13 protein-coding genes and 2 tRNA genes are annotated in these 12,597 nt (G+C 41.3%); 8 read left to right on the top strand and 7 right to left on the bottom strand.

The window, feature by feature from the left end; genetic code table 11:
• Window positions 1-35 precede the first annotated feature (35 nt).
• Complete coding sequence (locus R8N23_RS19595) at window positions 36-548, top strand: hypothetical protein (protein ID WP_318173301.1); 513 nt, start codon at window positions 36-38, stop codon at window positions 546-548.
• 374 nt (window positions 549-922) lie between these two features.
• Here R8N23_RS19595 and R8N23_RS19590 read toward each other — a convergent pair whose 3' ends face one another.
• The gene (locus R8N23_RS19590) at window positions 923-1,072 is read right to left on the bottom strand and encodes a hypothetical protein (RefSeq protein ID WP_318173300.1); all 150 of its coding nucleotides are present in this window, start codon (window positions 1,070-1,072) and stop codon (window positions 923-925) included.
• A 29-nt stretch (window positions 1,073-1,101) separates the two neighbouring features.
• On the opposite strand from R8N23_RS19590, the gene R8N23_RS19585 reads away from it, so the two are divergent.
• The gene (locus R8N23_RS19585) at window positions 1,102-1,596 is read left to right on the top strand and encodes a PaaI family thioesterase (RefSeq protein ID WP_318173299.1); all 495 of its coding nucleotides are present in this window, start codon (window positions 1,102-1,104) and stop codon (window positions 1,594-1,596) included.
• Between the two features lie 38 nt (window positions 1,597-1,634).
• On the opposite strand, the gene R8N23_RS19580 is transcribed toward R8N23_RS19585, so the two are convergent.
• The gene (locus tag R8N23_RS19580; protein ID WP_318173298.1) at window positions 1,635-1,976 is read right to left on the bottom strand and encodes a DUF6249 domain-containing protein; all 342 of its coding nucleotides are present in this window, start codon (window positions 1,974-1,976) and stop codon (window positions 1,635-1,637) included.
• Between the two features lie 81 nt (window positions 1,977-2,057).
• Here R8N23_RS19580 and R8N23_RS19575 point away from each other — a divergent pair, with 81 nt between their 5' ends.
• The 5 genes from R8N23_RS19575 to R8N23_RS19555 all read left to right on the top strand — a co-directional run bounded on the left by R8N23_RS19575 (window position 2,058) and on the right by R8N23_RS19555 (window position 4,800).
• Window positions 2,058-2,663, top strand: a complete 606-nt coding sequence (locus R8N23_RS19575) for a sigma-70 family RNA polymerase sigma factor (RefSeq protein ID WP_318173297.1) — start codon at window positions 2,058-2,060, stop codon at window positions 2,661-2,663.
• A 33-nt stretch (window positions 2,664-2,696) separates the two neighbouring features.
• Window positions 2,697-3,134 carry a hypothetical protein gene (locus R8N23_RS19570; RefSeq protein WP_318173296.1) on the top strand — a complete coding sequence of 146 codons (438 nt, stop codon included), beginning with the start codon at window positions 2,697-2,699 and terminating at the stop codon, window positions 3,132-3,134.
• Window positions 3,135-3,224: 90 nt separating this feature from the next.
• A tRNA-Gly gene (locus R8N23_RS19565) sits at window positions 3,225-3,300 on the top strand.
• A gap of 88 nt (window positions 3,301-3,388) precedes the next feature.
• Window positions 3,389-3,472: transfer RNA gene (locus R8N23_RS19560), tRNA-Leu, on the top strand.
• 82 nt (window positions 3,473-3,554) lie between these two features.
• Window positions 3,555-4,800 (top strand): IS3 family transposase gene (locus R8N23_RS19555; protein ID WP_318172346.1). Its coding sequence is split into 2 segments (ribosomal slippage): window positions 3,555-3,919 and window positions 3,918-4,800, totalling 1,248 coding nucleotides; the frame shifts between segments, so codons are not numbered across the junction.
• Window positions 4,801-4,836: 36 nt separating this feature from the next.
• Here the strand turns inward: R8N23_RS19555 and R8N23_RS19550 are convergent.
• From R8N23_RS19550 to R8N23_RS19535, 4 genes are all read right to left on the bottom strand, one after another.
• A complete protein-coding gene (locus R8N23_RS19550) occupies window positions 4,837-5,280 on the bottom strand; it encodes a DUF2062 domain-containing protein (protein WP_318173295.1) in 444 nt (147 codons plus the stop codon).
• 10 nt (window positions 5,281-5,290) lie between these two features.
• Window positions 5,291-6,415 (bottom strand): magnesium/cobalt transporter CorA, encoded by a 1,125-nt coding sequence (gene corA / locus R8N23_RS19545; protein WP_318173294.1) that lies wholly within the window; start codon window positions 6,413-6,415, stop codon window positions 5,291-5,293.
• Between the two features lie 84 nt (window positions 6,416-6,499).
• Window positions 6,500-7,276 (bottom strand): crotonase/enoyl-CoA hydratase family protein, encoded by a 777-nt coding sequence (locus R8N23_RS19540; RefSeq protein ID WP_318173293.1) that lies wholly within the window; start codon window positions 7,274-7,276, stop codon window positions 6,500-6,502.
• 207 nt (window positions 7,277-7,483) lie between these two features.
• A complete protein-coding gene (locus R8N23_RS19535; RefSeq protein WP_318173292.1) occupies window positions 7,484-8,806 on the bottom strand; it encodes an aminotransferase class V-fold PLP-dependent enzyme in 1,323 nt (440 codons plus the stop codon).
• Between the two features lie 140 nt (window positions 8,807-8,946).
• Here R8N23_RS19535 and glpX point away from each other — a divergent pair, with 140 nt between their 5' ends.
• Window positions 8,947-9,897: a class II fructose-bisphosphatase gene (gene glpX, locus R8N23_RS19530; RefSeq protein WP_318173291.1), complete on the top strand. Its 951-nt coding sequence runs from the start codon at window positions 8,947-8,949 to the stop codon at window positions 9,895-9,897.
• Here glpX and R8N23_RS19525 read toward each other — a convergent pair.
• On the bottom strand, window positions 9,883-12,597 hold the full coding sequence (locus R8N23_RS19525; RefSeq protein ID WP_318173290.1) for a CHAT domain-containing tetratricopeptide repeat protein: 2,715 nt from the start codon (window positions 12,595-12,597) through the stop codon (window positions 9,883-9,885). The two genes, glpX and R8N23_RS19525, sit on opposite strands and share 15 nt — an antisense overlap.

The raw sequence follows: 12,597 nt of genomic DNA, 5'->3' as shown, positions 1-12,597 counted from the left end.
GATTCTACATTGCAGTAGACTTAAAACTACATGCGATGAAATATCTACAAACACTATTAAGAGTTACCCTGGCCGGACTAATTGGAGCCGCTTTATTACTCATCAGCTTCGCAAGTTTTGGTCGCACAGACCCCACTGGTGAACTTACGCTCAATCGAAAAAATGATCCATTGATGGTGTTTACACAATGGCATTTTGTGGACTTTCAGCTGGCAGAAGATGAGCTGGAATCTCTGGAGTTTACCGCTCATGTTCTACCGATATATGAAATCACGAGAAGAGTGTATTTGAATCTAGATGAATATCAGGATCAGGTGATCGTGATGCGGGCACATCAAGGCATACAGATGGGTGAGAATCAGTACATGGCCAAAGCAGAAATTAAAATAAACGAGTCTATCATTTCTGGTTTTTTTATTTACGGTGAGTCAGAGGATCATCGATATGCCATCGAGGGACACTTTGAAACTGAGGACAACCTGGTAGTGCCAGACCTGGCCGGTGAAGACATCAATTACGTACTTCGAGCTAAGCTGAAGCACAAATAATGTAGTAGTATGGTGTCATTCCGAGAGAGAACTTTTATTGTATTATTCAGAAAGTACTGTTGTATTTTTCTATGATCTGAAATTTTATTTTTTACTCAAATTTAAAGTTAAACTCAACTAAGTGAATCATAAGAGGTTGTAATTCAGATTGTTATAAACTCCTCTCTAGGAAAAAGGCGCAAAATCACTTTAGGAGAATTTACTAATTGACTTAGCTAGGATCGACACATATATTGCAGCATATAATTGTTTGTAATTCACCACAAATCTATTTTATGTCAACAGCAGTAGAAAAAGTAAGAGTCCAAATACTCAGGGCATATTTCCTGGTATGGGCGGCTGGTCTGGCAGCATTTATATATGCTACCATCTGATCAACCACAACCTAAGAATCTTTTAAAATCGACGTCTGGTATTCCTTCCTGAGGAGTGTCAGGCGTCGTTTTGGTTTGGGGCTCCTTAGAAGCAGTTCCTTTCCTTTCTTTTTTAGACTTTGGCTTCGGTTTTTTGTTGGTTCTTTCCATCTTCGTTGTTCAACCCAATATGAAATTTAATGAATTCATCAGACAAAAAGTACTTTCAAAACCACATGCCAGAGAATGTTTGCTTTGGTTGTGGAATTAACAATGATCAAGGATTGCATATCAAAAGCTACTGGGAAGGCGACGAGTCAGTTTGTCAATGGCAATCAGAAGAGCATTATCATGGCTGGTCGGACTTGATGAATGGAGGCATTATGGCGACGCTCATTGACTGTCATTGCATGGGTACTGCTATGGCACATGCTTATAAAGAAGAGGGGAGAGCGCTCGATACTATGCCAGAATATCGATATGCCACTGGCACCTTGAATGTGAAGTATTTGAAGCCCACTTCAAACAAACATCCTGTGGAGTTGAGAGCAAGAGTCACAGAAGTGAAAGGAAGAAAAACGGTGATGCACTGTGATTTTTTCTGTCAGGGAGAAAAAACAGCGGAAGCCGAGGTCATTGGTATCCGAGTGTTTGACAGTAGTCAAGCGGAAGATGGTAACGTGTTTAAATCATAATATTTATAGGTCAGGGTTTAAACCCTGACCTATAAATATTAATCCTTAGCGGCTTCTTTTCTTTCTATGAAATAAGACGCAAAAAGACCTATGCCACCAAATATCATCAGGCAAGAGAACACTGCAGCTTCATCGTCAATGATTCTGGATTCTGCTACCAAGTTTCCTACCAAGATGCCTATCCCGGCTCCTATAAGTAAGAGTCCATATCGCAAGGCGGGGTAAGAGTTGCCTTTGGATGTTCGATTGAAAATATTGGCGTCACCTCCTTTTTCGATTAGTGCTAATCTTTCGTCGTTTTGAAATTTTCTTATAATGATAGCAACTACCGCTATTGAAATGAAGAAAACAATTGGGATTAAAAATTCTGGTCCTTGCATAATTTTAAAGTTTTGATTCGCCCATTGGACACCTCTTGGTTACTGCTGGTTACAAAAAAATAAAAATTAATTCTTTGTAACTTGAAAGAAACTCATGGCGTCACATCGGCAGTGAAAGAGAATTATTCAGATATTCAATTGATTGAGAAGATCAAAGAAGGAGATATGTCCAGTTTTGAAATGCTAGTGAACAGGCATAAGAATTTTGCTTTTACCATAGCAGACCGAATTCTCCAAAATGAAGAAGATGCTGAAGAGGTGGCTCATGATGCTTTTGTAAAGTTGCTTAGCTCATTAGATAAGTTTAAAGGCGAATCGAAGTTTACTACCTGGTTTTATCGTATTGTGATGAATATGGCCATAAGCCGGACAAGGAAAAAAAGAATAAAAACCGAAGATATTGACAGCCGACCCAGTGGAATAGCCGAGTACTCAAATTTCGAAGAGTTTGGGGGCCTAAAAGCAAAGGATAGGACTTACTATTTGAATCAAGCAGTGGGTCGATTGAAGGATGAAGAGCGTTTGCTGATCACCTTGTACTATTTTGATGAACTAGACATGGATGAAATCCAGGAGGTCACCAAAATGGATAAAGGGAACCTGAAGGTGAAAATATTTCGAGCGAGAAAAAAACTGGCTGAAGTTTTACAAAAAATGCTTCCTGCGGAATTAGAGAGTATTCTATAATCAAGTATGGTAGAAACACTAAATTTGAAAGTCATGGAGAGTAATGAGAAAGATATTGAACAATTCGATTTGCTGGAAAAGCAAAAAGGAGTAGAAGAATTGAAAGACATTCAGGATTTGGATGAATGGATGAAGTCCCTTCCGCTTAAGGAGGTCGGCACTAACTTTACCTCTACTGTAATTGCTTCGGCTCTATTGGCCAAAAAGCGACATGCTAATTTCAAATTATTAGTATGGCTGATGGTGTTTTTTGCTGGCTTGATCGCCGCCTCTTATTTCTTGATTGGATCAAGTGGTGCTGAATTGGAGATCACGTACCTGGATCAGGTAAAAACCCAGTCGTTGGAAATGCTTGACTTTATGGCTGATCCAAGGCTACGACAGCTGTTTTTGGTTGTAGAAGGAATCATCTGTTTGGTGATCATTGAGAAGCTGGTCAGTAGCTTCAGAATCCTCCGACATGCGGCCTGAAAAATATTCTTAAAATTTTTGACGAAAGAGTTGATAAATTAAAGTGGCTATCTATCTTTGCATTCCATTAGCCAATCGGGCTGGTAAAAAGCGAAAGTAGCTCAGCTGGTAGAGCGCCACCTTGCCAAGGTGGAGGTCGCGAGTTCGAACCTCGTCTTTCGCTCCAATTGAGTGTGAGAGTGTATGTGAGTGAGAAGGTGCATAAGCATCGCGCATACACTTTTTTTGTTTCCGAACCACTCTTAATGTCTACTGCCGGAATGGTGGAATTGGTAGACACGCAAGACTTAAAATCTTGTGACTTTCGAGTCGTGTGGGTTCAAGTCCCACTTCTGGCACAGAAAAGCCTCCGATAAGGAGGCTTTTTTGATTATACTCTTGTCTCGTCCTGAAATAAGTTGACACAAAAACGACTTATTTATGAAAGACGAGAAGCGCAGTTCTTTAGGAGGGAAAAAGCGCACCCAGCGCGACTACAACATGGGCTTTAAACTGGCGGTTGTATCTGAAGTGGAAAAAGGCGAAATGACCTACAAGCAAGCCCAAAAAACTTATGGTATACAAGGAAGGAGTACAGTTTTGGTTTGGTTACGCAGATATGGTAAATTAGACTGGAGTCACCCGAAGCAACACTTTATGGCCTCACCTAAATCAAAAGAGACACCAGCACAGAAGATCAAGCGATTAGAACGTGAATTATCTGATGAGCGATTGAAGAATGAGATTCTTAATATGATGATTGACATCTCAGACAAAGAACACGGAACTTCAATCAGAAAAAGGGATTACCCAAACAATCTGGCGCATCCGAGAAGAAAAGCACGTGAGTCTCTCACGTAGCTGTCGACTGTTTGGGATTAGTAGACAGGCGGTTTATCAATCAATACAGAGATCTAAGCAAAGAGCAGAAGAACTCTCCAGGATCAAACCCCTTGTCCAAAAGGTAAGGATGCAAATGCCCCGACTGGGCACGCGGAAGCTGTACCATTCATTGAAAGGTGAATTTGACCGGCAAAACATAAAAGTGGGTAGAGATGCTTTGTTCAACTATTTAAGAGCCGAACACCTGCTCATCAAGCCAAAGAAGAATTATACAAAAACTACCAACAGTAAGCATTGGTTGAGAAAATACCCCAACCTATTGAAGGATCGGAAAGCTATTCGCCCTGAAGAAGTTTTTGTCAGTGATATTACTTACATCAAAAGTAGGGAGCGAACCCATTACCTCTCTTTGGTCACAGATGCATATAGTAGAAAGATTATGGGCTATCACCTCAGTGATGACATGAGTGCTGAACACGTGGTCAAAGCACTGAAAGTTGCTGTCAAAAACAGAAAAACAACCCAAACGCTTATTCATCATTCCGATAGAGGATTACAATATTGCTCCACTCTTTATCAGTCTGAGCTTAGTAATCATCAAATCACCCCATCTATGACCGATGGGTATGACTGCTATCAAAATGCACTAGCAGAAAGAGTTAATGGTATCCTAAAGGGGGAGTTCCTCATTCATAAATGCAATACTGGCCAAGAATTGAAAATACTGATCAAAGAGTCAATAGATACCTACAACAATCAAAGACCTCATCTAAGTCTCAACTATAAAACACCTAACTTTATACATGAAAAAACCTGTGAATATCAATCCACAGGTTTTACTTAAATCTTTTTAAAAACCGTCAACCTATTTTAGGACGGGTCATCTATTCCTCTTATACCTCCTGACTCCAGCCCTAACTAAAAAATAGCTCAATATGGAAATGGGAATGGACAAGAACAAATTGCCGACCATAAATCTACGAGTATATTCGAAGACCTGATCGAGTTGTTCGAACTCCCAAACTACCACTTCGCTATCTCCAAAGATGGCCTGACCAATCTCATAACTAGCCCAATAGATGGGAGCCAGGGTCCAGATATTCCAGACGATCATGGCTAGAAAGAGTGCATATTTATTGATCTTTTTAAAGATGGCCACAATGGCAATTCCGATAAGGATACTAATGCCGGGAGTAGGCAGAATCGCGACAAAACTCCCTATAGCAAAACCCATGGCCACCGAATGATCAGAGGTCTTGGTTCTTAATACTTCCAGGAAGTGCCGCTTCAATTTAAATGTCAAACTGTTTTTATAGTTTTTCACAATAGGGGAATCAGATCCATTTTTTCACTTTGAAATAAATCAGCATCACAATAAAAATAATACCCATTACTCCCCAGGTATAGAAATATCCATTGGGATGACGGAGTTCAGGCATGTTTTCGAAGTTCATACCATAAATGCCTGCGATGAAGGTGAGTGGGATAAAAATGGTAGACACTGTGGTCAACACTTTCATGGTCTCATTCATTTTTTGGCTTTGGGAAGCAAAACAAATGTTGGTCAGTCCTTCCAGTGTTCTTAAGGTAGCCTCTATTTCTTCTATGGCTGCCGCTGCTGAATTCCCCAAATCACGATAATACTTTAGGTTGTTTGTATGAATGAATTTGCTGTCACCATTCATTAAGTTGGTCAACGCCTCTTTAAATGGTGCGAGTGCTTTTTTGATCGTCTGTGCATTTTGTTTGTGCTTCTCCAGTACGATTAAGGTCGCCTTGTCTGGGTCTTCAATTACCACTTTTTCTATCAACGAAATGGCTTCATTCGATTGATCAATCGTTTCGAAATAGTTATCTAGAATAGCATCGAGAAGCTGAGACAGAAGATAGTCGCTCGACCTTTTTCGTATGAATCCTAGTCCTTCTTTGAGTTTGTTTCTGATACCTTCAAAGTGGTCGCCAATTTCTTCCTGAAAGGAGACAGCGTAATTTGAGCCTAATACAAAGGACAGCTGTTCGACATCAATCTCTTCGTTGTTTTTTGCTATAGATTTAACACTGAAAAACAAATGATCATCGTATTCTTCCACCTTCGGACGTTGAGTGGTATCGAGTATTTGTCTGATGGTCAAGCGGTCCAAATTAATAGCCTTTCCTACTTTTTTGAGTAATTCCACATCATGCACCCCGTGAAAGTTGAGCCAGGACACATGTTTTCCTTTTGGAGAATGAAAAAAGGAAAAGTCTTTCAATTCTGTTTCTACTGCAAATTCTTTGGAATTGAACTGATAGAGCTGGCTTTGCACCGACTCCATTTTTTTCTTTCCAATAAACGTGAGCTCGGCTTTAGCCTTAGCTTCTGATTTTTTGTCAGAATATAGATTTTGTCCCAGTGCACCTAATGTCTTGATGCCTTTAAGCAATAGCTTGTCGGGTCTGGTAATGTCTATGCCTTTCATTATTTTGATTTCTATTGTGACGTAAAATAGTGGATGTGGTCACAATTATAAATGTAAGCAAATGGCCGATGATTTGCTATACAACTACTTACCTGTAAATTTCGCTTCCCTTCTTTCCAAAAATGACATTAAACCCTCTTTCGCATCTTCTGTTTGCATGAGATGGTGAAGCGCAGGCATGAGCCCTTGTTCGGCTTTGTCTTGACCCTCCAAAATGGCAGTCTTGGCACTGTCTAAGGTAGACTGCACGGCCAAGGGTGCTTGTTTGGCGATTCTTTCGGCTAGCTGAATAGCTTTACTTACTGGATTATCACTTAGCTCTTGTACCAGTCCAATTCTCAATGCTTCCTCGGCATCAAACATATCTCCTGTCAACAAATATTTCATGGCATTGCCCCAGCCACATCTTTGCTGGAATCGGATGGTAGCCCCTCCAAAGGCGAGAATCCCACGTTTCACTTCTATCTGACCGAATTTAGAGTCATGACCAGCGATGCAAATGTCATTAGCTAAAATCATTTCGATGCCAATGGTTAGGCAGGTACCTTGCACAGCTATGACTACTGGTTTAGTCCTTTTTTTATCAAAAATCTGAAGTGGGTCAATTTTTCCTTCTTCAAATAATTTGGCTCCTTGCTGGATGTGTTTGGATACATCCGCCAGGTCGAGCCCCGCCGTAAAATGGTCTCCATTGGCATACAGCAGACCACAACGTATGTTGGGATCGTTTTCCAATTGGGTGTAGGCCTCCGACAGTTGCTGGAGCATGGCGTAGGTGAAGGCATTCATCTTTTCGGCTCTATCGAGCACAATGTGGAGAACGTGATTTTTTAGGGTTGTGGAAACTAAGGTTTTGCTCATGGTATTATTTTCTTAATAGGATCGAAGCTAACAATAAAGGAGGCTGTCTCAAAAGTTACCCGTCATTGCGAACATCGTGAAGCAATCTTATCATACGATCCGTATTCGAACAATAAGATCACTTCGGACTACGCGTCGCGTTGCACTCGTGATGACGAATATAAGACTTTTGAGACAGCCTCTATTATTTCTAGGTCTACTTTGAACTTATACCGACTGACTTATTTCCCTCAATGCTTTCAATGCAAACTGCACTTCTTCTTCAGTATTAATCACACAAGGTGTTAGCCTGGGGATACTGTCAGCGTAGGGAGAAGCACTGGCGATGACTCCTTTATGATGGAAGGCTTTCACTACTTCTTCTGCGCTCATGCCCTTCACTCGAAAACCATTGATTCCGGAGGACAGATTCGCATCCATTGGCGTTGTCGAAGTCACATTGCTCATCTCAGCAATACCTTCCTTGACCATTCTGGCTAATTCTCTTGTACGACTTTCTATTTTTTCCTTGCCGATCGCCATATGAAATTTGAAGGCCTCATGTAGCGACCAGCGATGCTCGAAAGTATGGAACCCGCCAGGTGTCTGCAATTGATTGAAGGCAATAGGACCTTTGGGTTTAACACCCATCCAAATAAAGTAGGGATCGTCAGAAAAGGCCGGAATCGTAGGAAGCATCATATCCCAGGCGTCTTTTTTTGCCCAAATGATCCCAGTGCCTCGCGGTCCAAAAATCCACTTGTGTGTGCCGGCACAAAAGAAATCACAACCCATTTCCTTGATGTTAATGTTCTCTACTCCAAATCCGTGTACCCCATCTACGCATAGATAGATGCGATCGGCTTCTGCTCTTTGGCTATTTGCTTGCTTTACTACTTCCGCAATCTCTTTTACTGGGTGCTTAAGTCCATCGCACGAATGCACCCATGTTATGGCCACTATTCTTGTTTTTTCAGAAATGGCCGCACCTATTTTACTGGTGATTTCATCAACCGTTGCGTTAGCAGGGTCCTCATATTCTGCGATTCTTTTGATAGTAGCTCCATTTTTGGCTGCGGCATAATCGAGTGCTTTGTCCGTGACGTAGTGGTCATGAGTAGTGCTCAAAATTTCATCCCCTTCTTTCAATTTCAATCCAGAATATAGCAGCGCTAACCCCATGGTGGTGCTGTCAGTCAATGCAATTTCTTCTTTTTCTGCTCCCATGTATTTGGCGGCTGCTTCGCATTGTACATCTTCTATGGTAAGAAAATTTTCTTCCCAATGTTCTACTGGACTCTCATCAAATTTTTGTCGATGAAATTCTATGGCCTTTCTCACTGGTAAAGGGTGAGAAGCAAAGAGCATTTGAGCCATCTGCACGTTTCTGTGTGAAAGTAAAAATTGATTTCGGACTGACTCCCAAGACCCATCGAGCGCAGGGACTGAAGGACTAGATTTGGACTCTGCCTCACAGCTGGAAAGTGTGGGTAAGGCTAACGTAGCACCAAACGCTAATCCTGATTGGGAAATAAAATTTCTTCGGTTCATGAGTTTACAGTTTTGATTTGTCTCATAATTTACTGAAAATCAAGATAAAAGGCTAGGGCCGACCTCGTAGGTGGAGGTGTTTTTTGAATCAATTAGAAAGGAATTATTATTAGGAATATTTATAAAACTAGTTTTGCGCTATGACAGAACAAGAGCAATTGATTGAAGACCTGAAAAAAGTGGTATGCACGGCAGCAGCTGCGGCAAAGGACTTTGTTGGGACTGGGGAAAAGGAAGCTGGTGATCAGGCAGCAGTAGACGCTATGCGCGCTGCATTCGAACAAGCTCATATGGATGCTGTGGTCAGAGTGGGAGAAGGTGAAAAGGACGAAGCACCCATGCTCTATGTTGGGGAGAAGCTAGGAAATGGGAAGGGCTTAAAATTAGACATAGCTGTGGACCCAGTAGAAGGGACCTCTCTTATGGCCGCTGGAAAACCCAATGCTATAGCCGTGGTAGCAGCCACGGATCAAGGAAAATTCTGGGATGCCGGCAGCGCCTATTACATGAATAAAATTGTGGTAGGCTCAGAGGCCAAAGGCGCCATAGACATTACCCAATCAGCTACTGAAAATTTAAAATCAATTGCGGCAGCCACTGGAAAAAAAGTAGAAGATTTGGTCATCTATGTTTTGGATAAACCTCGTCATGTGGAGTTGAGAAAAGAAATAGAGGCCTGTGGGGCAAAAGTGGATTTACATGCTGAAGGAGACGTCATTGGATCAGTATTGGCACTGATGCCTGATAGTGAAGTAGATGCTCTGATGGGAATTGGTGGTGCACCAGAGGCGGTGATCACCGCAGCTGCCGTTGTGGCCTTAGGAGGTGACATGCAGGGGCAACTGGCTCCTCAGCAAGAGGAAGAAAGGGAGAGTCTTTTATCGGAAGGAACCGATATAAGTAAAGTCTTGTATTTGAATGATTTGGTTCAATCGGACTGGGCAGTGTTTGCAGCTGCTGGTGTGACTTCAGGAGAACTTCTCGAAGGCCCAATGGACAGCACAAGCGACGAAATCCTAGTGGAATATTTGATTATTGGCCCTGATGCTGATCAGGTGGAGAATGACTTTTATCCTTTACTCGCCGATTAATACAAACGGTGCCCAATAGTAAGGTTTGTTGTATTTCTCGTCATTGATGAGTGACAGTTTGGCCATGCGCAAGGCACCACTGAAGGTATTGTATGTAGAGGAATATAAATGGTTATTGTAGAATTCAATCATCAGCTGTGATGTGGAGGCATCTGAGACTGTCCATAAGGAAACGATCAAATTTTTGGCACCTGCGTAGAGTAGAGCTCTGGATAATCCAATAATCCCTTCACCTTTCGATATTTTACCCAAACCGGTTTCACAAGCACTCAAGCAAACCAAGTCAGCATTGATGTCAATATTGTAAATGTCTCCTGAATAAAGGCTTCCATCTTGTAAGAAAATTCTTGACAAATTAGGTTCCGATTCATTCACCATGCCATGGGTGGCAAAGTGGATGTATTTATACTGCTTGATATCGTCATTGGCAATATTGGCCTTAGTGGCATCAGCTTCTACCAATAGGCTAGCTTTCCTGCTGTTGGCTTTGAACAAGTACTTAATTTCGTCTATTTCGGCCTTCGAGCCTGGTAGGTTACTCAATCTACCAGACAATCCTTGATATTTTTGATTACTGAAATTGACAGGTGCCACCAATAAAATATCCTCTGTTTCACCTTGATAGGCATCTATTTCCTTTTTTCTCTGGGCGAATAGGGTAGCGGAGTTGTCGTAGCTGACATTATACTTTTTGATCAAAAATGGCATTTGGCCATAATCAATATCTCCGTCTAATTTGGAATCTGTAACCAAAGCTTCAAAAGGAATCGTGGATAGCCCGCCTTCAGGTATTATCAAAAGTTGATTGATGTCAGCTTTGATTTTCATTGGGAATAGTTCGGAATACAGTCTTTGTGCTGTTGAAAGAAATGACTTTTTCACATCATATTTCATGGAGTTTCTAAGTCCAAGGATTTGTTTGTCAAAGTCCTCAGCTTTGGCTTCGTTAAAAACTTCAAATTTGTCTCTGGTGACGTAAAAAGTGAAAATTCTCGTGTCTGTAATAAAATGTGTGACCAAAGCAGTATTCGAACCTAGGGCAACTTGTAATTCCGAAAGCTCAATGTGTTTCACATTAAATTTCAAGTTGTAATAGTTTGGGTAATCGGATTCGAGTTGGCGCACAAATTCGTTGTACTCATTATTGAGCGAAAGCAACTCCTGCTTTAGACCAGCTTCATTTTCAGGCTCCTGATTTGTTGCCAATTTTTGCTCTTGCAAAACGATGTCGGACTTTAGTTCACTCTCCTTTGAGATGAGGTCGGATGGGATACCCGAGAACTCTTTGGCATTGGTATCTTGAATCGCTGAAAGCAATACGGCTGACTTGCTTTTCTCGGCAAAATAGAAAGCTTTTTCAAGGTATACCTTTGGTTTCAGTACAACCTTGCTCATTTGAAAGGATAGAGAAACACCAGCTTCATAAATTTCAGATGCTTTCTCACTCAACGCTATTTTGTCTTTTTCACTCAACCTGATCTGGCGGATGTGACTGATTAGCTCATCAGCCTTTTCCAGCGTATTTAGCGCCGCAGTGAGATCTCGAAATTTCATTGTTTTATCAAAATGAAAGGTTTCAAAGGCATCGGCCTTTTGCTGTAAAGAACTAAGTAAAATATCAGCATTGTAATAGTTCTCAAGCTTAGGGTTTTGATAAATGTCCGTAAGCTCTTGATCCGAAAGGTTGGCATAGATGCCTTTTTGAATGGTTTCAATTGCCATTTTGTACTTTCCTTGTTTTTGATAGATGTCACCTTTCAGGTTGTAGATATTGGCAATCTCGGGATGTTTCTCTCCGTACAGCCTTTTGTACATGCTCAATGCCTGATCCTGATGTTTAATGGCCTCTTCAAAATTTTGCTGGTGGTAATAAACATTGCTTATGCTGAATGCTACGAAAGCTTTGCTCGGATGGTCACCGGGATGCAAATGATCCCAGATCGCAGCTACTCGATTGAGATACTCTAAGGCTTTGATATAGTCCTCCTGCGCATCATATTGTAGAGCTAAGTTGTTGAGCGTTAATGCTACTTTAGGGTGGTTTTCGTCATACAGCGTCTGGTAGATTTTTAGTGCATTGTTGAAATATATGACTGCCGCGAAACCATTGACATCCGTGTTTACCAGACCGATGTTATTATATGTGTCAGCGACTGCAGGATGGTTTTGGCCATAAAGTGCCTCGCGCAGATTAAGTGCATTTTGAAGGTATTGTAAAGACAAGTCTGTGTTGCCATTATTCCAATAGGCAATACCGAGATCGTTGTAACAATTGGCTTTTTCTTTGGAAGCTTCCACTCCCGCCGTTTCAAACAGATTTTGTGCTTTGAGCAAATAGTTGATGGCCTCTCCATTTTGACCTAAATGAAGATAGGCTCCGCCCTTGATACTGTAGTTTTCCGCAAGTAGAAGCGTATTGCTGGATAATTTTGGTTCAATCGTATTACACATACTTAAACCTTTTTTTGCATTGCCCAGACGGGTATTGACTTCAGCAATTCTCAGTTGACATTGGTTGGCCGACATGCCGGAAAGCCCTTCAAAAACCACTTCATACTGATCAAGTGCTTCATTATAATCCCCTGCTTCAAAAAGTGCTTCAGCTTTTTGATATTGTTCGTTGTATTCTAATTGCTGAGCATTAGCATGAGCAATAGACAAGAAAGTAATGAGGAGTAAGCTGGATATTTTTTTTCTCAT

The organism is Reichenbachiella sp. (assembly GCF_033344935.1).
GTDB lineage: Bacteria > Bacteroidota > Bacteroidia > Cytophagales > Cyclobacteriaceae > Reichenbachiella.
Note: the sequence above shows the minus strand (reverse complement) of the source record. Positions and strands in the feature narration are given on the sequence as shown.